General features: G+C 65.8%; 21 protein-coding genes. 10 read left to right on the forward strand and 11 right to left on the reverse strand.

The features are described from left to right. Positions 1-29 precede the first annotated feature (29 nt). Positions 30-1,520 (reverse strand): ribonuclease G, encoded by a 1,491-nt coding sequence (gene rng / locus PJ250_RS19845; RefSeq protein ID WP_271646353.1) that lies wholly within the window; start codon positions 1,518-1,520, stop codon positions 30-32. After that, entirely contained in the window at positions 1,520-2,086 is a 567-nt protein-coding gene (locus PJ250_RS19850; RefSeq protein WP_271648714.1) for a Maf family protein, read from the reverse strand. Before PJ250_RS19850 ends, rng begins: the two co-directional genes overlap by 1 nt. Before the next feature lie 136 nt (positions 2,087-2,222). On the opposite strand from PJ250_RS19850, the gene PJ250_RS19855 reads away from it, so the two are divergent. The 6 genes from PJ250_RS19855 (at position 2,223) to PJ250_RS19880 (ending at position 10,804) form a co-directional block, all read left to right on the forward strand. Continuing rightward, positions 2,223-2,957: an SIMPL domain-containing protein gene (locus PJ250_RS19855; protein ID WP_271646354.1), complete on the forward strand. Its 735-nt coding sequence runs from the start codon at positions 2,223-2,225 to the stop codon at positions 2,955-2,957. Between the two features lie 283 nt (positions 2,958-3,240). Then, the gene (locus PJ250_RS19860; RefSeq protein WP_271646355.1) at positions 3,241-6,270 is read left to right on the forward strand and encodes a TonB-dependent receptor; all 3,030 of its coding nucleotides are present in this window, start codon (positions 3,241-3,243) and stop codon (positions 6,268-6,270) included. A 104-nt stretch (positions 6,271-6,374) separates the two neighbouring features. Continuing rightward, on the forward strand, positions 6,375-7,979 hold the full coding sequence (locus PJ250_RS19865; RefSeq protein ID WP_271646356.1) for a tetratricopeptide repeat-containing sulfotransferase family protein: 1,605 nt from the start codon (positions 6,375-6,377) through the stop codon (positions 7,977-7,979). Positions 7,980-7,998: 19 nt separating this feature from the next. Then, entirely contained in the window at positions 7,999-9,528 is a 1,530-nt protein-coding gene (locus tag PJ250_RS19870) for a tetratricopeptide repeat-containing sulfotransferase family protein (protein ID WP_271646357.1), read from the forward strand. 310 nt (positions 9,529-9,838) lie between these two features. Further along, a complete protein-coding gene (locus PJ250_RS19875; protein ID WP_271646358.1) occupies positions 9,839-10,000 on the forward strand; it encodes a hypothetical protein in 162 nt (53 codons plus the stop codon). A gap of 132 nt (positions 10,001-10,132) precedes the next feature. Further along, on the forward strand, positions 10,133-10,804 hold the full coding sequence (locus tag PJ250_RS19880; protein WP_271646359.1) for an energy transducer TonB: 672 nt from the start codon (positions 10,133-10,135) through the stop codon (positions 10,802-10,804). Positions 10,805-10,856: 52 nt separating this feature from the next. Here the strand turns inward: PJ250_RS19880 and rlmH are convergent, their stop codons facing one another. The 7 genes from rlmH to PJ250_RS19915 all read right to left on the reverse strand — a co-directional run bounded on the left by rlmH (position 10,857) and on the right by PJ250_RS19915 (position 17,609). Next, positions 10,857-11,327, reverse strand: coding sequence for a 23S rRNA (pseudouridine(1915)-N(3))-methyltransferase RlmH (gene rlmH, locus PJ250_RS19885; RefSeq protein ID WP_271646360.1), 471 nt, complete (start codon positions 11,325-11,327; stop codon positions 10,857-10,859). Positions 11,328-11,433: 106 nt separating this feature from the next. After that, on the reverse strand, positions 11,434-11,829 hold the full coding sequence (gene rsfS / locus PJ250_RS19890) for a ribosome silencing factor (RefSeq protein WP_271646362.1): 396 nt from the start codon (positions 11,827-11,829) through the stop codon (positions 11,434-11,436). A gap of 31 nt (positions 11,830-11,860) precedes the next feature. Continuing rightward, positions 11,861-12,520 (reverse strand): nicotinate-nucleotide adenylyltransferase, encoded by a 660-nt coding sequence (gene nadD, locus PJ250_RS19895; RefSeq protein ID WP_271646364.1) that lies wholly within the window; start codon positions 12,518-12,520, stop codon positions 11,861-11,863. Positions 12,521-12,559: 39 nt separating this feature from the next. Beyond that, positions 12,560-13,591, reverse strand: a complete 1,032-nt coding sequence (gene holA, locus PJ250_RS19900) for a DNA polymerase III subunit delta (RefSeq protein WP_271646365.1) — start codon at positions 13,589-13,591, stop codon at positions 12,560-12,562. A 1-nt stretch (position 13,592) separates the two neighbouring features. Further along, a complete protein-coding gene (gene lptE, locus PJ250_RS19905) occupies positions 13,593-14,165 on the reverse strand; it encodes an LPS-assembly lipoprotein LptE (protein ID WP_271646366.1) in 573 nt (190 codons plus the stop codon). Between the two features lie 86 nt (positions 14,166-14,251). Beyond that, positions 14,252-16,885, reverse strand: coding sequence for a leucine--tRNA ligase (leuS, locus tag PJ250_RS19910; RefSeq protein WP_271646367.1), 2,634 nt, complete (start codon positions 16,883-16,885; stop codon positions 14,252-14,254). Between the two features lie 94 nt (positions 16,886-16,979). After that, on the reverse strand, positions 16,980-17,609 hold the full coding sequence (locus PJ250_RS19915) for a DUF998 domain-containing protein (protein ID WP_271646368.1): 630 nt from the start codon (positions 17,607-17,609) through the stop codon (positions 16,980-16,982). 176 nt (positions 17,610-17,785) lie between these two features. Here PJ250_RS19915 and trxA point away from each other — a divergent pair, with 176 nt between their 5' ends. Beyond that, positions 17,786-18,646, forward strand: coding sequence for a thioredoxin (gene trxA, locus PJ250_RS19920; protein WP_271646369.1), 861 nt, complete (start codon positions 17,786-17,788; stop codon positions 18,644-18,646). 215 nt (positions 18,647-18,861) lie between these two features. Beyond that, positions 18,862-19,332: a DUF4442 domain-containing protein gene (locus PJ250_RS19925; RefSeq protein ID WP_271646370.1), complete on the forward strand. Its 471-nt coding sequence runs from the start codon at positions 18,862-18,864 to the stop codon at positions 19,330-19,332. Positions 19,333-19,353: 21 nt separating this feature from the next. Here PJ250_RS19925 and PJ250_RS19930 read toward each other — a convergent pair whose 3' ends face one another. Then, entirely contained in the window at positions 19,354-20,640 is a 1,287-nt protein-coding gene (locus PJ250_RS19930) for a hypothetical protein (protein WP_271646371.1), read from the reverse strand. Positions 20,641-20,708: 68 nt separating this feature from the next. Here PJ250_RS19930 and PJ250_RS19935 point away from each other — a divergent pair, with 68 nt between their 5' ends. Continuing rightward, positions 20,709-21,380 (forward strand): DUF502 domain-containing protein, encoded by a 672-nt coding sequence (locus PJ250_RS19935; protein ID WP_271646372.1) that lies wholly within the window; start codon positions 20,709-20,711, stop codon positions 21,378-21,380. Beyond that, complete coding sequence (locus tag PJ250_RS19940) at positions 21,377-22,156, forward strand: queuosine precursor transporter (RefSeq protein ID WP_271646373.1); 780 nt, start codon at positions 21,377-21,379, stop codon at positions 22,154-22,156. Before PJ250_RS19935 ends, PJ250_RS19940 begins: the two co-directional genes overlap by 4 nt. 138 nt (positions 22,157-22,294) lie before the next feature. Here the strand turns inward: PJ250_RS19940 and PJ250_RS19945 are convergent, their stop codons facing one another. After that, on the reverse strand, positions 22,295-23,893 hold the full coding sequence (locus tag PJ250_RS19945; protein ID WP_271646374.1) for a phytoene desaturase family protein: 1,599 nt from the start codon (positions 23,891-23,893) through the stop codon (positions 22,295-22,297). Positions 23,894-24,037: the final 144 nt, after the last annotated feature.

Raw genomic sequence — 24,037 nt, forward strand, 5'->3', positions numbered from 1 at the left:
GCGCTTGCGGCACGCTGCCGCAATGGCCTTCAGAGCAGGACGACATCGAACTGTTCCTGCAGGTACTGCGCATCGGCCTGGAAGCGGATCGACTTGCCGAGGAATTCCTCCAGCTCGGCCACCGCTTGGGATTCCTCGTCGGTGATGCGCGCCACGACCTTGGGGGAGGCGATCACCAGCAGGCGCGCGGCCTCGAACTGGCGCGTGGCCCGGGTGATCTCGCGGAAGATCTCGTAGGTGACCGTCTCGGTGGTCTTGATGGTGCCGCGCCCGCCGCACTCGGTGCACGGCTCGGACAGCTGGCGCTCCAAACTTTCCACGGTGCGCTTACGGGTCATCTCCACCAGACCCAACGGCGAGAAGTCATACACCGTGGTCTTGGCGTGGTCACGCGACAGGCCCTTCTCCAGCGTGCGCAGGACCTGGCGCTTGTGCTCGGCATCGGACATGTCGATGAAGTCGATGATGATGATGCCGCCCAGGTTGCGCAGGCGCAGCTGCCGGGCCACGGCCTGGGCCGCCTCCAGGTTGGTGCGGTAGACCGTTTCCTCCAGGTTGCGCTGGCCCAGGAACGATCCGGTGTTCACATCGATGGTGGTCATCGCCTCGGTCTGGTCGATGACCAGGTAGCCGCCGGACTTGAGCGGCACCTGCTTGTCCAGCGCACGGCCGATCTCGTCCTCGACCCCGTACAGGTCGAAGATCGGCCGGTCGCCGGCGTAGAGCTCCAGTTTCTCGGCCAACGGTGGCATGTACTTGGCCACAAAGGCCTGCAGCCGCTCGTAGGTCTCGCGCGAATCCACCTTGACCCGGTCCACGTCCTTGCGGATCAGGTCGCGCACCGCGCGCAGCGGCAGGCTGAGGTCTTCGTAGAGCAACGCGCGCGGCGCCATCTCGCCGACCCGGCGATTGATCACGTTCCACACCCGCGACAGGTAGGCCACGTCCTCGGCCAGCGCCTCGGCGGTCTGCCCTTCGGCGTTGGTGCGCACGATATAGCCCATGTGGCCGTGGTTGGCCGACAGCTCGGTCACCAGCCCCTTGAGCCGCGCGCGCTCGGCCTCGTCCTCGATCCTGGCCGACACGCCGATCACCTTGGACTGCGGCAACAGCACCAGATAGCGGGAAGGGATGGAGATCTGCGTGGTCAGGCGCGCACCCTTGGTGCCGATGGGGTCCTTGACCACTTGCACGACGACATCCTGGCCGTCGCGGACCAGTTCCAGAATCGAGGCCGGCGCCGGCGGCGGCAGGGAGACTTCCTCACCGGCGGTGACCGCAGCGGGGGGCGCCGGGCGCACGATGTCGCTGGCATGCAGAAATGCGGCCCGGTCGTGGCCGATTTCCACGAAGGCGGCCTGCATGCCGGGCATGACCCGCTGCACCTGCCCCTTGTAGATGTTGCCCACGATGCCGCGCCGCCAGCCGCGCTCGATGTGCAGCTCCTGCAGCATTCCATTCTCGACCACCGCCACCCGCGTCTCCCGCGGGGTGACGTTGACCAGGATTTCCTCGGACATCACTTCACTCCGAATTGCGTGAGCAGGCGCGCCACGTCGTGCAGCGGCAAGCCCATTACACCGGAATAGCTTCCGGAAAGGTGGGTGATGAAGGCCTCGCCGCGGCCCTGGATCGCATAGGCGCCGGCCTTGCCCATCGACTCGCCGGTGACTACGTATTCGGCGATCGCCCGCGGGGTCAGTTCGGCAAAGGTCACTTCCGACACATTCAGCACTTGGGCCTGGCGCGCACTGGAGACCAGGGCGACCGCGCTGGCCACGCGATGGGTGCGCCCGGACAGACGCGCCAGCATCGCACCGGCATCGTCGGCATCGACCGGCTTGCCAAATACCACGTCGTCCAGGATCACCTCGGTATCGGCGCCGAGCACGACCGCATCCTGCCGGCCGTCGAGCTGGGACAGGCCAGCCTGGGCCTTCTCTCGCGCCACCCGCTGCACGTAGTCCAAGGCCGCTTCGCCCGGCCCACGCTGTTCAGGTACATCGAGGGTCAGCAGCTCGAATGCCACGCCCAGACGGGCCAGCAGTTCGGCACGCCTGGGGGATCGGGATGCGAGGAACACCATGGCCGACAGGATAACCCGGCGCAGCTGACTGAACGGGCGCCAGCGACCCGCGCAAGGCGCCAACCCCACCCGCCCGGACAGTGCGTTCATCGCCTGGGCAATACCTTCTTCATCACGCACCACGACAGGACTCACCATGCACACCACGCTACGCCCGCTGCTGCTCGCCCTCACGCTCGCCCTGGGAGGTACCGCCATGACAGCGTCCGCACAGACCGCCAGCCCGTCCGGCTACACACTGCCCGCTGACGGCACCCTGCTGTCGATCTCTTCACAGGCCGAGGCCAGCCGCGCACCGGACATCGCCACGATCTCCGCCGGCGTCGTCACCCAGGCGGCCGACGGCAACACCGCCATGCGTGACAACGCGCGTCAGATGACCCAGGTCATGGCGGCGATCAAGCAGGCCGGCATTGCCGACAAGGACATCCAGACCAGCGGCGTGATGCTCAACCCTCAGTACGACTACCGCGACAATCAGGCGCCGAAGATCACCGGCTACCAGGCCACCAATACCGTCAGCCTGAAGGTCCGCAAGATCGCCGACCTGGGCCAGGTGCTCGATGCGTTGGCCGCCCACGGCGCCAACCAGATCAACGGTCCGACCTTCGAGATCGACGATCCCGACCCCGTCTACGACCAGGCGCGCCTGGCGGCCCTGAAGCAGGCCCAGGCACGCGCCGAGACCTACGCCCGCGGGCTGGGCCTGAAGGTGCGGCGCGTGGTCAGCCTCTCGGAAGGCAGCACCGGCGGCGGCCCGCGCCCGATGATGATGATGGCCCGGGCCAAGGAGGCCGACAGCACCCCGGTCTCCCCAGGCGAAACCACGCTGAGCGTCAGCATCGAGGCGGTGTTCGAACTGGGACGTTAGTCCTGCAGCACTCCCCCAAGGTGAGCAAAGGGCCGCGGCAACGCGGCCTTTTCTATGCCTGGCGCAGGGTGGAACGGGGAAACGAATTACATGCGCAAACATGAATGAACGACCTAGCGCTAGGCAACATACACGGAAATTAATTTTTCGTGACTTTCACGGGAGCGACCGCTAAATTTCGGTTAACCGTGTGCCAGATGATGTCAATCATGACGCACGGGACCCTTTGGTTCATTCTGTAGTCAGGAGAGAGACTGTGGCAGGTAACCGTACGAAACAGGCGATGCAGCGCACCGCCTTGAGCGTCGCTCTCGGCATGTGCTTCAGCACTGCCGTTTTTGCGCAATCCAATACACAGGGCGCAATTTTTGGCCAGGCTATGGCCGGCTCCACGGTTCAGATCGTCAACCCCGACACCGGGTTTTCGCGAAGCACAACGGTCAGCAACGACGGCACCTACCGCTTCTCTGCACTTTCGACCGGCAGTTACAACGTCACGTTGCAGGACCCCAGCGGCGCCGTCGTTGCATCGCGCGAAGGCGTCTACGTCAGTATCGGTGGCGGCACCCCCGTTAATTTCACCAGCGGCAGCAACGCCACCACCCTGGACACTGTGACCGTGCGCGGGAGTGCGATCGCCAATCCAATCGATGTCTCATCCGTGGAATCGGCCACGGTCTTGACAGCGGAACAACTTGCCAGGATCCCAGTCGCACGTGACACCACCTCGGTGGCGCTGCTCGCCCCGGGCACCGTCCGTGGGGATAACGCATTCGGCAATCTCGCTTCCTTTGGCGGCTCGTCCGTCGCTGAGAACCAGTACTACGTCAACGGCTTCAATGTCACCAACACGTTCCGCAATCTGAACTTCTCGCAGATTCCCTTCGAAGCAATCGCCGAACAGCAGGTCAAGACTGGCGGCTACGGCGCCGAATTTGGTCGCTCGACCGGTGGCGTGGTCAACATGATCACAAAGCGCGGCACGAACGAATTCCACGCGGGTGCGAACGTGTTCTGGTCACCGGACTCCCTGCGCGCTAACACCAAGAACGTCTACTACGCCAATCCACTGACGCCTGATTCCTACGGCAAACTGCTGGAAGATAATTCAAAGGACGAGGAGGACCAGTGGGTTGGGGCGGTATGGGCCAGCGGCGCGCTGGTCAAGGACACTCTGTTTGCCTATGGCCTGGTTCAATACACCCAGAAGGACAGCCAGTCCTATGGCGATGTCGACTCCTTCACTAACAATAAGGATTCAGTCGACAACCCGAACTGGCTGTTGAAGATGGACTGGAACATCAACGACAGCAACAAGCTGGAATTCACGGCCTTCAGCGACACCAGGAAGACCACCAGCCGCACCTATCTCAATGATCCTGGCAGCCTGGAGCGCCGCAACTTGGTGGGCACGCAGCACAGCGAGAATGGCGGCGAGAATTACATCGGCAAGTACACTGGCTACCTGACCGACAACTTCACCCTGACGGCGCTGTATGGTCACGGCACTTTTGACCGATCCACCTACCTGCGCACGGCAACCGGCGACCTGGTGGAATATGGCGGCGACCTCGCCGTGCCCGCCACTGGCTGCCCGATCATCGTTGATGCCCGCTCTGATGCACGCAAGGCTGCGACCGGTGTTTACGGTAGTACCTGCAACATCACCGGCGGCTCAATCGACCGCAAGGACTCCAAGGACACCCGCGATCAGTATCGTATTGACGCTGAGTGGGCACTGGGCGATCACCTGATCCGCTTCGGCTACGACCGTGACGACTACGAGTCGGTCGCGGGCCAGGCCTATGAAGGCGGCCGCGTGTGGCGTTATTCCACCAACGTGGGTCCGGATGGAGAACTGAACACGGCTGACGACTTCGACGTTGTGCGCGAGCAGATCGTGCAGCAGGGTTCAACCGTCAAGCTCAAGCAATGGGCCTTCTACGTTGAAGACAGCTGGAACATCACCGATAACTTCCTGGCTTACCTCGGTGCGCGCTGGGACACCTTCGAAAATCTGAATGGCAATGGGCAGTCTTACGTCAAGATCGACAAGCAATTCGGTCCGCGCCTGGGCTTCTCATGGGACGTCAACGGCGATTCCAGCCTGAAGATCTACGGTAATGCAGGCCGTTACGCGCTGCCCCTGACCCCCAGTGTGGCCGTCCGTGGCGCCAGCGCGTCGTTGTTCACGCGACAGAACTTCAATTTCAACCAAGTGGACCCGGTCACCGGCGCCCCCATTGATCCGACACCGCGCAGCGGGCTTCAGTATGTCAACGGTGAATTCGGCGAACCGAAGAACCCCGCGACGATTGCAGCCAAGAACCTCGATCCAATGTACCAGGACGAGTTCATTCTTGGCTTCGAGAAGCAGCTGACCGAGCACCAGTCGATTGGCGCCAAGGGAACCTATCGCAAGCTCAAGGCCGCGATCGACGACAACTGCGACTACACGCCGATTTATGATCGGGCCGTTGCAGACGGGTTCGATCCGGTCCTCCCGAGCTCCGGTTTTCCTTACTGCCGCATGTTCAATCCGGGCAAGAGCCCCGTGTACGTGACCGACATCGAAGACGATGGTGTCCTTACCGAATACAAGATCGATGGCTCGCTGCTCTCGCCGGACGCCAAGCGCAGCTACAAGGCACTTGACATGTTCTGGAATGGCTATTGGGAACGCCTGTTTGTGCAGGCTTCCTGGACTATGTCCTGGAACAAGGGCAATACCGAAGGCGGGGTCAAATCCGATATTGGCCAAGCCGACACCAGCGTGACCCAGGACTTCGACTACAAGGAGCTGATGGTCGATGCTTACGGCTATCTGCCGAATGACCGACGTCACAGCTTCAAGATCTTCGGCAACTACCAGATGACCGATGAGTGGTCAGTCGGTGCCAATCTGATTGTGCAGTCGGGTCGGCCGAAAAACTGCCTGGGCGACCTGGATCTCGATCCGGAGCCCGGCGCAGCGAATTTCAGCCCACATCCGTACGGATCGAGCTTCTTCCGTTGCGGCACGACCGAACTAGGCGCCTCGGGTCCTGTTTCCGCCGTGCCGCGCGGAACCGCCGGGCGCCTGCCCTGGACCAACACGCTCGACCTCAATGTAGCTTATGCGCCTCAGTGGGCGCCGGGACTGCAATTCAAGGTGGACGTGTTCAATGTTTTCAACAACCAGAAGGTGATTGCGGTTAATGAAGTAGCGGAGAACGGCTACAACACCGACGGCACACCGCTGAACACGTACGGTTCTGCTCGCGCCTATCAGGCGCCACGCAGCGCACGCTTCATGGTGCAATACGACTTCTGATCGGAGCCCTTGGGCGCCCTCAGAATGACAGACGGCCGCCGAAAGGCGGCCGTCTTCTTTGTTCGTAAGCATCCTGGTCCCGTTATGCTGCGAATTCTTACGACATGAACTTCAGTTCCATGCGCAACACGCTAGACACACTGTGGGCAGAAGGTCAGGCTCTGGAAACCTCCCGCGACCTGCTGGGTGCGCGCCAGATCTACGAGCGCGTCGTCGCGCTCGATGCGAGCCATATTGCGGCACGGTTGCGGCTCTCGCGCTTCGCCCAAGTCTCCGATGAGTACATTCTCGCGCGACGGCATGTGATTGAGGCTGCGGACGCCATCCGCTCGGGGGCGAGCACCCGATTGGTCGCATTCGTCACCCAGCGACTACTCGATTTCGCAGAGGAAGGCGAGGTTGCGGCACTGGTACTCTCGCTTGAATGGGCCGATCCAGAGATTCTGAGGCAAGCCGCCCCGCTGGCCCAGCACCTCTGGTTGTCGGGACGGTACGAGGACGCAATGCGCTTTCTCGACTCGGTGGAACCTCGCCTTCCGCCGAATGCGCTACTGCTCCTCACGCGCGCGAATGTCCTGCGCTACTTGGGCAATATGCAAGAGGCAAGCCGCCATTACCACCGCGCACTCGAGGTGGAACCCGCGCTGGTCGATGCGCATTGGGCCCTGGCCACGCATGAACGGGATCCAGCGCCTCCATTGAGACTTGAACGTCTCCGCGCAGCCGCCAGAAGCCACACCAGAGGCAGTATTGAAGCCGCTCACCTGCGCTATGCGCAGTTCCGCGACCTCGACCATCTCGATCGCCGGGCAGAGGCGTGGGCGGCACTGCAACGCGGCGCCAGCATCATGGCTTCCGCTTCACGACACGACGCATCGCGCGACCACCAGGCGCTACGCCGCCTGGAGACACTCGGATGCCAGCCCTCGCAGGCTGACACTGGCAAGCCGACGCAACCCACGCCGCTCTTCATCGTCGGCCTCCCCCGGACCGGCACGACCTTGCTGGATCGGATCCTCGGCAACCATGGCTGGGTCAGCAGCACTGGGGAACGCAACGATTTCGCGGCTGCCGTCAGCGAGGTATCAGACCACTTTTTCGGCACGCTGCTACAGGAGGAACTGCCCTCGACGTTCCTCGATATCGATCTGAAGCAAGTTGGTCACCTGTATGTCCAGCGGTTGCGCCGCCACGCATCCGCAACTGCATATGCGATCGACAAAAATCCGCAAAACCTTTTCAACCTCCCCTTGATCGTACGCGCACTGCCCAACGCCAAGATCCTCATCCTCGAGCGCGACCCCATGGATGCCGCATTCTCCAACCTCAAGGAGTTGTTCCAGGGAGGCGCCTATGCGTATAGCTATGATTTCGCTTCGCTAGCGGTGCGAACCTCCGGGGCCATGCGACTCGCACACGACTGGCAGAAGCAGAACCCAGGCGCTATCCGTATCGTGCCCTATGCAGCACTCGTGCAGACGCCTGACGAAACGATTAAGCACCTGCTTGAATTTATCGGACTCCCGCCCGCTGACGGATTGACCGACATCACGTCGAACCGCTCGGCCGTGACTACCGCCAGCAGCAGCCAGGTGCGCGAGCCGCTGAACACTCGCGCGTTGGGTGCATGGCGGCGCTATGCATCCGAACTGGCGCCGCTCCAAGCGCTACTCGAACAGGAGCGCGGTGCGAATGTCCCACGTGCCTAGTTATACGGAGCTCCACGCCTTGGCCGAAGCTGCAGCGGGACGAGGTCAGTTTCCGGAGGCGCTTGCCCTCTTCGGACAAGCGCTTCTGCTCAGACCGGATGACGCCACCACGCTGATGCAGCTGTCGTATTTGCACTCAATGCTGGGGCACTACGGTATTGCGCATGAGCATGCGCTGCGCGCCTACGCCACCGGTACCAACTCGCCCAGCGTCTTGATGGAGCTGATCCCACGTCTGCGCACCTTCAACGAGGTGCCGGCCCTGCGTGAATGCATACGGCGCATGATGCCGTTGTCCCGCATCCCCATTCCCGTGTTGATCAAGGCAGCTGCGCATCTGAGCTACGTCAACCTACCGGAAGAAGCCATCACGTTACTGGACGAGGCCAAGCGCGCTGACCCTGACTTTCCGACGACCTTGTTGGCAAGGACGCAGGTCTTGACCTATCTCGGTCGCTTTCGCGAGGCCGAACAGGATGTCCTGCGCGCACTCAGACGCGCGCCTGAAATCGCGCAGGGATGGTGGCTACAGGCTCCGCTACGCAAGCAACAGGCCAATGCAAATCACGTCGACGCCATCCGTGCGGAACTTGCACGCCCACATCGCAAGCATGAAGACGTTGCCTTGCTGGGCTTCGCCCTGCACAAGGAGCTGGACGATCTCGGTGACATAGCTGGCGCCTGGGATGCCTTAATGCTGGGCTGCCATGCCAAACGCGCGGCACTCAGGTATTCCTCCACGGATACCATCAAACTGATGGACGCCCTGATCAATTACTCACCTGTAATGACGCCTGTGCCGGTGCAGGAAACTGGACCGAAGCCAATCTTCATCGTGGGCATGCACCGCTCTGGCACCACCTTGCTCGAACAACTGCTTGACGGCTCACCACAGGTGCGTGGAATTGGAGAGTTGTACGACTTCACCAGCGCTATGCGCTACGTGACTGATCACCATTGCCCTGGCGTGGTCGATCTCGAATTGATCCGACGCGCCGCACACGCCGACCTCAAGGTCGCCGGCCAGCGCTACCTTGGTGGCGTTGCATGGCGCCTGCGAGGCGAGGCGTTCTTCACTGACAAGTTGCCATCCAACTTCCTCAATATCGGCTTCATCGCGTCAGCACTGCCACGGGCCAGGATCCTGCATATGATGCGCGACCCGATCGAGACCTGCTTTTCCAACTTGCGCGAGCTGTTTTCCGGCGCGAATCCCTACAGCTACGACATGACGGAGCTGGCCAGCTACTACAAACAGTATCAACGCCTGATGGCACATTGGCATCGACGCTTCCCTGGACGCATCCTCGATGTGGACTATTCCCGATTGGTGAATGATCCAGAGGCGACATTGCGCGAGGTTTGCGACTTCTGCGAGCTGGACTTTGATCCGGCCATGCTGGAGCTGGATAACCGCGAGCGCGGTGTGGTAACGGCCAGTGCCGTCCAGATCCGCGCCGGAATCCAGGCCCGCCAGACACCAAAGTGGGCACCATATGAAGCCCTGTTGCAGCCGCTGATCAAGGCGTTGGCTGAGGGTGAAGCATGATGGCTTGTGCTGCGTTTTTTAATGCTCTGCGAAACCCTGCTCTCAGGCTGAGTGCATTGCTCCGGGGTAACTGAGCAACGACAACTCAGATGATCCACGGATCGAAACTTCCTCAAGTTTCAAGAGGGCGAATGAATTCCGCTCGAATTTGCGTCACCTATCATCGCGCCGCCGTAACCACAGGCGCAGGCTGAACGACACATGGTCGCCCAAACGTAGATCGGCAGGCCACACCTCTTCTTCATCCTGAGTGAGCCCTCGCTCAGCAATGACCTTGCCTTGTCGGCGATGTCGGATCTGAAGCTGTGCGATGCCGGCACCGGGCCGCGCCAGCCTCCGGGCCAACCTCCTGCGAGGGGATTACCCGATGATGATGATGGCCCGGGCCAAGGAGGCCGACAGCACCCCGGTCTCCCCCGGCGAAACCACGCTGAGCGTCAGCATCGAGGCGGTGTTCGAACTGGGACGCTAACCACGCGCAGGGGCGCGCAGCCACTTGCCTTGCCAGGTTCCAACGCGCAGAGTCGGAAGCGCGGCCGTCGCAACCCCCTTCGCGGCGGTCGTGCGTTGATTCCGAAACATGTCCAGACACCGGAGGTGGTCCATGGTTCGCACGTATCCGCATGACACAGAGGCCGGGCTCAACCCCGCGCGCATTGGCGGGATCGCCACGGCGATCCTGGTGCACGCGGTGGCGCTCATGCTGTTGTTGATTCCCGCCACCCTACCCCCACTGGCCCAGCGGTTGCCCGATCGGCGTCCTCAGCTGGAAATCATCAAAAAGCCGGTCGAGGTGCCCGTGACGGCGCCGCCGCCGGCAGATCCCAAGCCCCCCATCGCCGCCCCACGCACACCGACAACGGCCACGCCGGTCGTTTCCCCACCTGCACCCGAACCGGTCGAGATCACCCAGGCAGATCCGATGCCATGGACGCCACCGGCCACCATCGCGCCTGCAGCACCCACCAGCGCCGCGCCGGCACCGTCAACGGGCCCGATCAGCGCCTCACACCTGTCCTACGTCAGTGCGCCCGCGCCCCGCTATCCACGCGCGTCCATCGCCCGCCGTTCAGAAGGCACGGTGATGCTGCGCGTGCTGGTGGACGTGGACGGCAAGCCGCTGGAGGTGGTGATCGAGACTAGCAGCGGCGATCGGGAGTTGGATCGCGCCGCGCGTCAGCAGGTGCTGGACAACTGGCGGTTCCAGCCCGCCATGCAGGATGGTCATCCGGTCCAGGCCTACGGTCGGGTCCCGGTGGACTTCCGCCTGCGCTGATCTACGCAGCGTGCGATGCCGGAGCGCCGGGCCATGTCCCGGCGCTTCGATTTCAGGCACGGTGATAGGGGTGATTGGCGAGCATCGCCGCAGCGCGATACAACTGCTCGGCGACGATCAGGCGCACCATCATGTGTGGCAGGGTCAGCGGGCCGATCGACCAGGTCTCATGCGCGGCGGCCAGCACGTCCGGTGCGTGGCCTTCCGGACCCCCAATGAGGAACGCCAGGTCACGGCCCTGACCGCGCCAGTGCTCCAGGCGCTGGGCCAGGTGTTCTGACGAATAGGGCTTGCCGGTCACTTCCAGCGCGACGATGTGCGCGCCCTTGGGCAACGCCGCCAGCACGCGCTGGCCCTCGTCCTCGATGGCGCGTTGCGCGTCGCGGTGCTTCCCGCGCAGCCCGGGCGTGACTTCGACCAGTTCAAACGGCAACCAGTGCAACAGGCGTTTCTGGTATTCGGCAAAGCCCTGCGCAACCCAGCCAGGCGCGCGCTCACCGGTGGCAATCAGTCGGGCTTTCATACCTAGCGCCGGACGCGAGTGGAGAACAGCACAGCGTGCTGGGGCGAGTTGCGATCATCGCGATCGAGCGGACTCGCGCTCTGCTGGCCGCTCACGCCTTAAACGCTCACTCCAGTTCTTCCGGCGGCTGGTCGCCAACGGTCCACAGGCGCTCCAACGCATAGAACTCACGGACGCGCGGCAACATGATGTGGACGATCACATCGCCCAGATCCACCAAAACCCATTCCGCCTCGCGTTCACCCTCCACGCCCAGCGGCATGACATCAAGCTTCTTGGCGAACTTGACCACCTCGTCGGCGATCGACTTGACGTGCCGCGTCGAAGTCCCCGAGGCGATGACCAGATAGTCGGATACGCTGGACTTGCCGCGCACGTCGATCTCGACGACGTCCTTGGCCTTGAGCTCATTGACGGCTGCATGCACGGTGGCGAGCAGGTCCGGTAGCGCAGGAGGCGGACTGGGCAGACGGGTCTTGATGACTTGGGCTTGGCTGGACAAAAGAGAGACTTGGCTGATCGACAGGGCGCGATTATAGCGCCGACGCCCCGTAGAGACCGTGGGCTTGGATGAACGCGGCGACAGGCGGCGGCAGCAGAGCCTGCCAGTTCCGCCCCGTGGCGATCCGCTGGCGCACCTCGGTGGCCGATTCGGCCTGCAGCGGCTGGTGCAGCGCCATCACCCGCCCCGCGGGAGCCGCGCGCAAGGCGGCGGGGTCGTCGACCCAGCGCCCACGCATGGCCTGGGCCAGTGGTGCGGGCATCGTGGACAGTTCCGATTCGCCACGATCGGCGATCACCAGATGGGCCAGCCCCGGGAGCGCCTCCCACGCATGCCAGGTGCTCAGGGCCAGGAAACTGTCCGCGCCCATCAGCAGCGCCATCGGCGCCTCCGGGCCTAGCTCACCACGCCAGCCGCGCAAGGTGTCGACCGTGTAGGAGGGACCTGGCCGGTCCAGTTCCCGACGATCCACGCGAAGCAGCGGATCTGAGAGGGCAACGGCTTCCAGCATCGCCAGACGCTGGACCGAACTGGCGCCCGGCGGTGCTCGGTGGGGCGGGTCGGCGGCAGGGACCAGCGTGACGGTACAGTCCAGGGCACGCCCGGCGGCGTGCGCAATGGACAGGTGCCCGTTATGAAACGGGTCGAAGGTGCCGCCGTAGATCAGCGTAAGTGGGACCGGCGTCTGCATGGGCGTTCTCGCTGGGCCGCGCTCCGGTCAAGCGCGGAATCAGGCCACCAGGCGCGTGGCGGCGCCATCGGCGATGGCCAGCAGCAGGCGTTCGAGCGACACCCAGGCGTCGCCTTCGGCGCGGCCCTTGGCGATGCGGTCGATGCGCGAGGCCTCGGCCACCAGACGCGCCCAGCGTGCGGCGCTGGTGTGCCGTTGCAGCGCACGCTTGAACGGTGCCTGCCGACTTTCCCAGATCCCCTGCCCCTTCATCTCGGCGGCCAGATTGCCGCCCCGCTCGGCGGTGCGGGCCAACTGGGCGGTACTGAGCAGGTTGCGCACGATCATCGGCATCAACGCCGCCACTGCCTCGCCCTCGGCGCGCAGGCCCTGGAGCATGCGCGAGGCCAGCGCGGCATTGCCCGACCAGGTGACCTCGATCAATCGAAACACGTCGAACCGCGCCGCATCGGCCACCAACGATTCCATCGTCGCCAGATCCAGGGTCTGCCCCTGGGCCAATAGGGCCAGCTTGTCGATCTCCTGCGCGGCGGCCAGCAGATTGCCTTCCACCCGTTCCACCAGGCTGGCGATGGCATCGCGTTCGGCGCGCAAACCCTTGGCCCGCAAGCGCGCCTGGACCCAGCCGGACAACTCGTGGGGCTTGATCGCCCAGGCGATCGACAGCACGCCGATCCGCTCGATCGCGTCGGCCCATTTGCCGCGATGCGCCTTGCTCCATTCGCCAGCGGTGACCAGCAGCACCACGTCCTGCGGCGGGCGCGCGCAGAAGGCACTGATCACCTCGGCGCCTTCCTTGCCGGGCTTGCCGGTCGGCAGGCGCACCTCGACCAGGCGCCGGGCGCTGAACAGACTGGGCGCATCGAAACTGGCCTGCAGGCCAGTCCAATCCACTTCACGCCCTTCCACATCGAACACTTCGCGTTCGGCGATGCCCTCGGCCCGGGCCCGGGCGCGGATCGCATCGGCCGCCTCCAGCACCAGCAGAGCCTCAGGCCCTGCGATCAGGTAGGCCGGCGCCAGTGCGGCTTCGGCCCCCTGCGTCGCTAGCCGGTCGGCAGGCAACTCCATGTCAGGGCGTCGGGGCGACGGGTTCGTCGACGGGCGCGGCGTGGATGGTCGCACCGCCCGGACGGCCAACGCCACGCACCACGCCATCGATCCGGCGCAGGATGGCCTGGGCCATGTCGCGCCGCAGTTCGTCGGCCAGGATTTCCCGCTCCGAGGTCGCGCCAGTTAGGTTGGTCGCCTCGGCGACGTAGTCGCGGGAGAGCTCGACCACCTGCTGGGGGACCAGTTCGCTGCCATCGGCACGCGTGAAGCGGAAGATCACTGCGTAACGCAGGCTGTATTCAAGCGCACGCCCCTGCTCGTCCAGCGCGATCGGCTGGTCTCCCCAGCGCTCAGACATGATGTCCAGCGTGGCGACCTTGGCTTTGGCGTCGTCCGCCGGAATCGCGCCCGCGCCACGCAGCCCGACGGACAGATCACGCGCCAGCGGACTGTAAGCGTCGGTCGCGGCCACCTTCACCGGCCCGAGATCGGACGGCAGGGCGATCTTGCTGCGCAGGTGGAAGCCGCAGGCGCTGAGCGAAACGGCGAGCAGGATGACGGCCAGCAGCCGCAACGTCGGGGTCGGATTCATGGCAGAGAGTCTGGACGAGGCGCCCAAGGGCGGCAACTGGACGGGCCAAGAGACTGCCCCACCCAGCGTGAACGCGGCTTGAGACCTCACCCGACGACCAGGTTGACGATCTTGCCCGGCACCACGATCACCTTGCGGATGGCGACCCCTTCCAGGAACTTGGCGGTATTGGGCTCGGCCTTGGCCAGCGACTCGATCAGGTCCTTGGGCGCATCGGCGGCCACCTCGATGGTGCCGCGCAACTTGCCGTTGACCTGCACCGCCAGGGTGACCGAATCGCGCACCATCGCGGACTGGTCGGCCTGCGGGAAGGCAAGGTCCTCCAGCAGCGTTTCGCAGTGGCCCAGCAGTTGCCACAGCGCGTGGCTGGAGTGGGGGGTGATGGGGTTGAGCAGCAAGACCGCCGCCTCCAGCGCTTCCTGGCGCACCGCGCGGCCCTGCTCGCTGGTGTCGTCGAACTTGCCCAGCGCATTGGACAGCTCCATCACTGCGGCGATGGCGGTATTGAAGCCGTGACGCTTGCCGTAGTCGTCACCGACCTTGACGATGGTCTCGTGGGTCTTGCGGCGCAGCGCCTTCTGCTCGGCGCTCAGCGCAGCCACATCCAGCGCCGGCGCAGTGCCGGCCTCGGCATGGCGCTGGGCCTGGGTCCACAGCCGGCGCAGGAAACGCGACATGCCTTCCACGCCCGCCTCGTTCCATTCCAGCGACTGCTCGGGCGGGGCGGCGAACATCGAAAACAGGCGAACGGTGTCGGCACCGAACCTGTCGACCATCGCCTGCGGGTCCACGCCGTTGTTCTTGGACTTGGACATCTTCTCGACGCTGCCGATCTGCACCGGCTGGCCGTCGGCGGCCAGGGTCGCGCCCACGATGCGACCCTTTTCGTCGCGCTGCACGTCCACCAGGGCCGGGTTGATCCAGTCCTTCGAGCCATCCGCGTTCTCGCGGTAATAGGTCTCGGCGATCACCATGCCCTGGGTGAGCAGGCTGGTGGCCGGCTCGTCGCTGTCCACCAGCCGCGCGTCGCGCATGAGCTTGTGATAGAAGCGGAAGTACATCAGGTGCAGGATCGCGTGCTCGATGCCGCCGACATACATGTCCGCGGGCATCCAGTAATTGGCGCGCTTGTCGACCATCGTCGCCGCGCCGGGGCTGGTGTAGCGCGCCACGTACCAGCTGGACTCCATGAAGGTGTCGAAGGTGTCGGTCTCGCGCTCGGCCGCGCCGCCACACTCCGGACAGGTGGTCTTGCGCCACTCCGGGTCGGCCTTCAGCGGGGACTTCACCCCGTCCAGGGTCACGTTCTCCGGCAGCACGACTGGCAACTGGTCGTCCGGGACCGGGACCGCGCCGCAGCTTTCGCAATGGATCACCGGGATCGGGCAACCCCAGTAGCGCTGGCGGCTCACGCCCCAGTCGCGCAGACGGTAGTTGACGCGGCGCTGGCCCTGGCCCTTGCGCTCGAAGCGCTCGGCCAGCGCCTCGAAGGCGCCGCGGAAATCCAGTCCGTCGAACTCGGCCGAATTGACCAGCTGGAACTCGCGGGTCTTGTCCGAATACCAGTCGCGCCACTCGGTGGCGTCGTAGCTGGCCTCGGCCTCGTTGCGCGGTTCCTTCAGCTCGATCACCTGCACGATCGGCAGCGAATACTTGGTGGCGAACTCGAAATCGCGCTGGTCGTGGCCGGGCACGGCCATCACCGCGCCGGTGCCATAACCCATCAGCACGAAGTTGGCGACCCACACCGGCACGGTCTCGCCACTGATCGGATGCACGGCCTTCAGGCCGGTGTCCATGCCGCGTTTTTCCTGGGTCTCCAGCTCGGCCTCGGAGACGCCGCCCAGCTTGAGCTGCTCCAGGAACGCGGCCAGCTCCGGATGGGTCTCGGCGGCCTTGAGCGCCAGCGGATGCTCGCCGGCGATCGACACGAAGGTCACGCCCATCAGCGTGTCCGGGCGGGTGGTGAACACCATCAGCGGGTCATGCCCACCTTCCACGTTGAACTGGATCTCCAGGCCTTCGGAGCGGCCGATCCAGTTGCGCTGCATGGTCTTGACCGACTCGGGCCAGCCGTCCAGCGTATCCAGGCCGTCCAGCAGTTCCTGGGCGTAGTCGGTGATGCGCAGGAACCACTGCGGGATCTCGCGCTTTTCCACCAGTGCGCCCGAGCGCCAACCGCGGCCGTCGATGACCTGCTCGTTGGCCAGCACGGTCTGGTCCACCGGGTCCCAGTTCACCACCGAGGCCTTGCGATAGGCCAGACCCTTGCGCAACAGGCGGGTGAACATGCGCTGCTCGTGCACGTAGTACTCGGGGGAGCAGGTGGCGAATTCGCGCGTCCAGTCGATGGCGTAGCCCAGCGACTTGAGCTGCTCGCGCATGTGCGCAATGTTGGCGTAGGTCCACTTGGCCGGCGCGGTCTTGTTCTTGATCGCGGCGTTCTCCGCCGGCAGGCCGAAGGCGTCCCAGGCCATCGGCTGCAGCACGTTGTGGCCGGTCATGCGCTTGTAGCGGCTGATGACGTCGGAAATGGTGTAGTTGCGCACATGGCCCATGTGCAGCGCGCCGGACGGATACGGCAGCATGGACAGGCAGTAGTACTTGGGCTTGTCGGAGGTCTCGCTGACCTCGAAGGCCCGGGTCGCGTTCCAGAAATGCTGCGCGGAGGTTTCGACCTGCTTGGGGTCGTAGGCGTGGGTTTCGGGAACGGCGGACATGGCGGGAGGCTTCGGACGCAGCTGCAAAGCAGGAAAGCGTACCGCAGCGCACCACCGGCTGCACCCGCTGGCAGCCCGGCGGCCGTTCAGACCATCATCGAGACACGCCGCTGCCCTGCCCCGCCGGCCCGCCAAGTCCGGCCATGCCGGCCCAGGCCATCCAGGCCAGGATCGACAGGCGTTGGCTCAGGCCATCGGGCATCAGCATCGGCCCGATCAGCGCCAGGACGGCCATCGCCAGGCCTAACACCAGTCCATCGCGGGCCAGCCGCTGCCAGGCGACCTGCCCGCGCAGCCCCAGGCCCAGCAGCAATGTTCCGGCCAGGGCGCTGGCCCACCACAGCACCCAGGCGGTGGCGTGCAGGCGCGTGGAGCGGCCATCGAGCTGCTGGGGATCCAGCCGGAACAGCCCCATCGCGACGAACCCCAGCGCCGACAGGAACATCAGCTGCGCCCCGATCCGCTGCGGCCACGGGGCCTTGAGCGGCAGCCGCAGCCGCAGGCTCAGCGCGCCCAGTCCGATCAGCGCGCCGGGCAGCGCGTAGCCGAGCAGATTGAACAACTGCGCGCGCGGGATGCCCAGCGCGCCCAACGCCGCAGTCGGATAGATCATCTGGGAATACCCCGGCAGCATCGCACCGAAGCCGAGCACGCTGCCCAGCCAAAGCAGCGCCGCCAGGGGCGCCGGAGCGGCATGCAGGAGGCGCAGGCGCGCCGGGCTCATCGCCGGTTCCCGAAGGCCAGGCGTGCGGTCACAGGGAGGTGTCGGGAATCGCAGGTCATGGGCCCGGCAGGCTAGCCGTCCCGGGCCGGCTGTCAATGTGGCCGGCGCCACGCCTTGTATCCTCCGCCGCCCGGCACCATGTGCCCGTCATTGCCTTTGCGAGGAATCCAGCCCACATGAGCGCCCAGCCGCACGTCTTCAACGCCACCACCGACACCTTCGAGGCCGAGGTCCTGCAGCAGTCCCTGCAGGTGCCGGTGATCGTCGACTTCTGGGCGAGCTGGTGCGAGCCGTGCAAGACCCTGGGACCGATCCTGGACAAGCTGGCGGCCGAGTACCACGGCGCCTTCAAGGTCGCCAAGGTCGATGTCGACCAGGAGCAGCAGCTGGCGGCGATGTTCCAGGTGCGCTCGATTCCCACCTTGGTGGTGGTCAAGGACGGCCAGGTCCTTGGCGCGATCCCCGGCGCCCTGCCCGAGGGCGAGCTGCGCAAGGTGCTCGAGCAGATCGGCGTGCAGCCGGCCGCCAATGAGGAAGAGGCCGAGCCGGAGGAACTGACCCCGCTGTCTCCGGCCGAGCAGATCGCCGAACTGCGCAAGGGCATCGCCGCCGAGCCGGACAAGGACGAGTTGAAGCTGGACCTGGCCTTGGCCCTGCTGCGCAGCGGCGAGGTGGAAGAAGCCGGCGGCCTGCTGGAGAACCTGCCGGCGAACCTGGCCACCGACGACCGCGCAGTCAACGCGCACGCCCGCCTGGCCTTCGCCGCCCAGCTCAAGGGCGCTCCCGATCCGGCCGCGCTGGAACAGGCGCTGGCGGCCGACGAGGGCGACCTGCGCGCGCGTCACCTGCTGGGCGTGCACAAGCTGGTGGCCGGCGATGCCGAAGGCGCCCTGGCGCAGTTCATCGAGTTGCTGCGCCGGGACCGCGCCTGGGAAGACGGCCTGGCCAAGAAGACCCTGATCGACGCCTTCCGGGTGATCGAGGACGAGGACCTGGTGGGCACCTATCGCCGCAAGATGTCCGCGCTGCTGTTCTGAACCAGGGCGCACCCGGCGCAGTTTCCGGCGCCACGAGCATCTGAAAATCCGTGGGAGCCGCGACAGCGGCGATGGGCTTTGCGCAGCATGCCTGATCGCCGCTGTAGCGGCTCCCACGGTTGTTTCCAGCGCCCAGGAAGTCATCGGGCAACGCCACTCCATACTAATGCGTATGTTAGCCTCGCCTCCCGCCTGATCTCCGCCCTCGCCCGCCGATGAAACCCTCCACCCTGCGCCACGGCCTGAATCTGTGGCCGCCGTTCCTGTTCACCGGCATCCATGTCGCGGCGATCGCGCCGGACTGGCGCCACGCGCGGGTGGAACTGCGCATGCGGCCGTGGAACCGCAACTACGTGGGCACCCATTTCGGGGGCAGCCTGTTCGCCATGACCGATCCGTTCTGGATGCTGCTGGTGATGCACTGCCTGGGCCGGGATTACTTCGTGTGGGACAAGGCCGGGGAGATCGAGTTCGTCAAACCCGGACGCGGCACCGTGAGCGCCGATTTCCGCATCGATGCGGCCACCCTGGATCAACTGCGCCTGGCCACCGCCGGCGGCGCCAAGCACCTGCATTGGTTCGAGCTGGACGTGGTCGATGCGGACGGCGAGGTCGTGGCCCGGGTGCGCAAGCAGCTCTATGTCCGGCTCAAGCCGGCCGCGCGCGGCGCGCCGGCCGAGGCCTGAGCCGCCCCCGCCTTTCAGTGCTCAATCGGCCCGCGAGGCGGGCAAGGGGATACCCCAGCGCGCCTGCCCGTCCTGCGGCGCGAACAGCGGCATCGACAGGGTCTTGTGTTCGGCGTCCAGCCGCAGCGCACGCCCTTGCCTGAGCGTTTCAGGCAAATCGTCCAGGGTCTTGCCCGGGTTGGCGCGCAGCCACAAGGCCACCGACACCAGCCGGGCCTGCGCGACACCATCCTGCAGACGTCGCAGGTGTGGGGCGAAATCCGCTGTTTCCATGTTGCTCAACACGCAGCCGGCCGCATTGGCGATGCAGCGGACATTCCAGCCAGTCCCAAGATCCGCCGGCACGGTAACCGGCTTGTCCGCCTTCACCTGCGCCTGGCCAGGCGCCTGGCAGGTCCACGCCGGACGCACGGCCATGCGCGCCAGGGTCTTGCCCGGGTCGAACAGCCAGCGCCCTTCGGCTGCGCCCGCGCCCTCGACCAGCCGCCAGCCACCGGCTTGCACATTGGCGCTGATGTAGGAGAACTCGCCCTGCATCGCCGCGCAGATGCCGCCCTGCGCGAACGGCGCAAAGGCGTCCTGGCAGTCCTCGGGCAACGCGGCGTCGGCCGGCATCTGCGCCAGCATCTCGGCGAACAGGTTCGCCGAACCGCGCAGCATCGCCAGCGAGATCATGCCGTCGGCCAGCGTGTCCGGGCGTTTCCACAGCATCCGCGCGGTCCTGGCGTCGCGGCAGACGCCGGCCAGCGCCTCGGTACGGTGCCCGCGCACGAAGGCCAGCGCATGCCCGGTCTGTGGCGCGCCCAGTGCCTGGTAGGTGGGCATGGGCATCGTCAGTCCCAGCGGAAAGGGGTTATGCACGTAGTCCGCCTCACCCAAGGCCTCCACCCGCGCGCTCAGGCCGGCGTTGCGGGCCACCAGTGCGGCGTAGGCGGCCTGGTTGCCGCGTACTCGGGCCAGGCAGTCCTGGTCGGGCCAGCTGCAGGCCCGCAGCCCCGGCACACCATTGACCTGTTCGTGCGGCCACTGCTTCTCGGCGGTGGTGACAAAGCCCTCCGGTGACTTGGCATAGGCCGCCAGGTCGGCTTTCAGCACGGCGGCCTGTTCGTCGGCGGGCACCGCGTACGGAAGCAGCCAGAGCTGGGCGAAGCCGTTGCGGCCGGCAGGCGGTTTGCCTGGCGTCAGGGCCTCCAGCGCCGCACGCTCGGCCCGCGTCGGGCCCATCGCCCGGGAGATGCCATAAGCCCCCAGCGCCAGCACGACGACCGCCAGCAGGGTGGCCCCGATCCACTTCAATACCCGCACCATCACCACACTCCTTTCCTTTCCTGTCCTGGCGCGCGCTGCGCGCCTTGAGCGCGCCATACAATACCGGCATGTCCGCCCACACCCCACGCCCTTCCCTGCAGAGCCTTTTCCTCACCGGCCTGCTCACCCTGTTGCCGATCTGGCTGACCTGGGTCGTCGTCAAGTTCGTCTTCGTGCTGCTGTCCGATGCCAGCAAGCCGCTCGTCGAGCCCATTTCCCGCAGCATCGCCAACGATTTCCCCGGCATGGCGTCCTGGCTCAACGGGCAGTCGGTGCAGGCGGTCATCGCCCTGGTCGCCACGCTGCTGGTGATCCTGCTGGCCGGTTTCCTCGCCCGTCGGGTGGTCGGGCAGACGCTGCTGCGCTGGTTCGAGGCCCTGATCCTGCGCGTGCCGCTGGCCAGCACCATCTACACCAGTTCGCGCCAGTTGCTGGACATGCTGCAGACCAAGCCCGGCAGCACCCAGCGCGTGGTGCTCATCGACTTCCCGCACCGGGAGATGAAGTCCGTCGGCCTGGTGACGCGGGTCATGCGCGAGGAAGGCACCGGCCGCGAACTGGCCGCCGTCTACGTGCCCACCACGCCCAACCCGACTAGCGGGTATCTGGAGATCGTGCCGGTGGAACTGCTCACCCCGACCGACTGGAGCGTGGACCAGGCCATGAGCTTCATCATCTCCGGCGGTGCGGTGGCGCCCGATTCGATGCCCTTCACCCGCGCCGGCGACCAGCGCCGGTGAGCGTGGTGGCGCGCACCCTGGACGACCGGGCGGTGCGATTGTTCATCGCGCTGGCGGCGTTCCTGTGCGTCAACGCGGTGCTGGCCGAGTTCATCGGGGTCAAGATCTTCGCCCTGGAGGACACCCTGGGCATCGACCCGCTGCAGTGGAACCTGTTCGGCCAGACCGGCTCGCTGAGCTTCACCGTCGGCACGCTGCTGTGGCCGTTCGTGTTCGTGCTGACCGACACCATCAATGAGTTCTTCGGCCGCCGCGGCGTGCAGTTCATCTCCTGGGTCGCAGTGGCGCTGATCGTGTACGGGTTCGCGTTCGCCTATCTGGCCATCCATGCCGCCCCGGCCGCGTGGTGGGTGACCGTGGCCGCGCCGCAGGGCGTGCCGGACTACCAAGCCGCATTCGCGGCGATCTTCGGCCAGGGGCTGTGGTCGATCGGTGGGTCGATCGTGGCCTTCCTGCTGGGCCAGCTGATCGACGTGTGGGTGTTCCACCGCATCCGCACCGCGACCGGCGAGCGCCACGTGTGGCTGCGCGCAACCGGGTCAACGGCGGTCTCGCAGCTGGTCGATAGTTTCGTGGTGATCTACATCGCCTTCGTGCTGGGCCCGCAGCACTGGTCGCTGCCGCGCTTTTTCGCCATCAGCACGGTCAACTACGGCTACAAGATGCTGGCGGCCGTGGCGATGATCCCGTTGCTGTACCTGATGCGCCACGCGATCCGCGCCTACCTGGGCCATGCGCGCGAGGAGCAACTGCGGCTGGAAGCCGCGGCGGACTAACGGCGCGCCCGCAGCAGCGGCACACCACCCTGTGCGTACTTGCGCCGGCGCACAGAGCCGTCTCATCGTCGCGGTGATCCCGACCTTCAAGGATCGCCATGCAATGGCAATCCGCTTGTCCTCAAGCCGGGCGCCGCCTCAGCCCAGGTCGCCGATCACCACCTGCGCGGCATTGTGTCCTGGCGCTCCGGTCACCCCGCCACCGGGATGGGTGCCGGCCCCGCACAGGTACAGGCCCGGAATCGCGCCGCGATAGCCGGCCTGGCCCAGCGCCGGGCGCGATGAGAACAGCTGGTTGAGGGTCAGGGCACCGTGGAAGATGTCGCCGCCGACCAGGCCGAAGTCGCGCTCAAGGTCCAGCGGGCTCTTGATCTGCCGGCCCAGGACCGAGGCGGCGAAGCCCGGCGCATAGCGCTCGACCGTGGCGATCATCAGGTCGGCGACCTCTTCGCGGTATGCGTCCCAGCTGCGCCCATCGGGCAGCTCCGGCGCCACGTGCTGGCAGAACAGGCTGGCCACGTGCTGGCCTGGCGGCGCCAGCGAATCGTCCAGCGTCGAAGGGATCAGCAGCTCGACGATGGGGTCGCGTGCCCAGCCATGCGCCTTCGCATCGAGGTAGGCCCTGTCCATGTATTGCAGCGACGGCGCCAGGATGATGCCGGCGGTCAGGTGGTCGCCTTCGCCCGGCAAGGCGGTGAACGAGGGCAGCCGGTCCAGCGCGACATTCATCCGGAAGGTGCCGGAGCCGCAACGCCAGTGGCGCATGCGTTCAGCGGTCGGCTGCGGCACGTGCTCGGCGCGCAGCAGGCGCTGGTAGAGCAGCTTGGGATTGACGTTGGCCACCACGCAGCGTGCGCGCAGGATCTCGCCGGTGTGCAGGCGCACGCCAACCGCGCGACCGCCTTCGACCAGCACCTCGTCCACGCCGGCGTCGGTGCGCAACGTGGCGCCGGCCGCGCGCGCCGCAGCCGCCATGGCCTGGGTGATGGCGCCCATGCCGCCGATCGCATGTCCCCAGGCCCCCTTGACTCCATCAACCTCGCCGAACACGTGATGCAGCAGCACGTAGGCGCTGCCCGGCGTGTAGGGGCTGGCGTAGTGGCCGACCACGCCGTCGAAACCAAGCAGCGCCTTGATCGGCGCGCTCTCGAACCAGCGGTCCAGGTATTCGCCGGCCGAGAGCACGAACAGATCCAACATTTCCTGCCGCAGGGTCTGGTCCAGCGACATCAGCCGGCGGCCCAGCTGCGCGCCGCGCAGCAGTTCGGGCAGCGCCTTCCACCAGCCATCGCCGGTGATATTCGGCGGCGGCTGCAGGGCCAGCGCGCGCAACACATCGGCCATGGCCTCCAGCCGCGCTTCGTAGGCCGGCAAGGCCTCGGCGTCGCGCCGGGAGAATTTGGCCACCTGCGCCTGGGTCTGCCCGGCGCCAGTCAGCAGGAACTGCCCATCGGGCAGCGGCAGGAAGTTGCCGCGCCTGCGCTGGACGATGCGCAGGCCTTGGCCATGCAGGTCCAAGTCGGCGATCACCTTGGGTTGCAGCAGCGAGACGGTGTAGGAGGCCACCGAGTTGCGGAAGCCGGGGTGGAATTCCTCGGTCACCGCCGCCCCACCGAGCACCCCGCGCCGCTCCAGGACGGTCACCTTCAACCCGGCGCGTGCCAGGTAGGCCGCGCAGGTCAGGCCGTTGTGGCCGCCACCGACCAGGAGGACGTCGCAGGACGTGGCGCCGCGCATCAGGCAGAATTCCGTGACGGCTTACACAATCTGCGGCTGGCGTTCATGACGTTGCACGGATCAGGGGAAGGACCGAAATGGGACACCACATGCCGGGCAGGACCGAATGCGCAGGGTAGCGTGAACACAGATCCTCCCCAACAC

This window comes from Pseudoxanthomonas sp. JBR18, from assembly GCF_028198165.1.
Taxonomy (GTDB): domain Bacteria; phylum Pseudomonadota; class Gammaproteobacteria; order Xanthomonadales; family Xanthomonadaceae; genus Pseudoxanthomonas_A.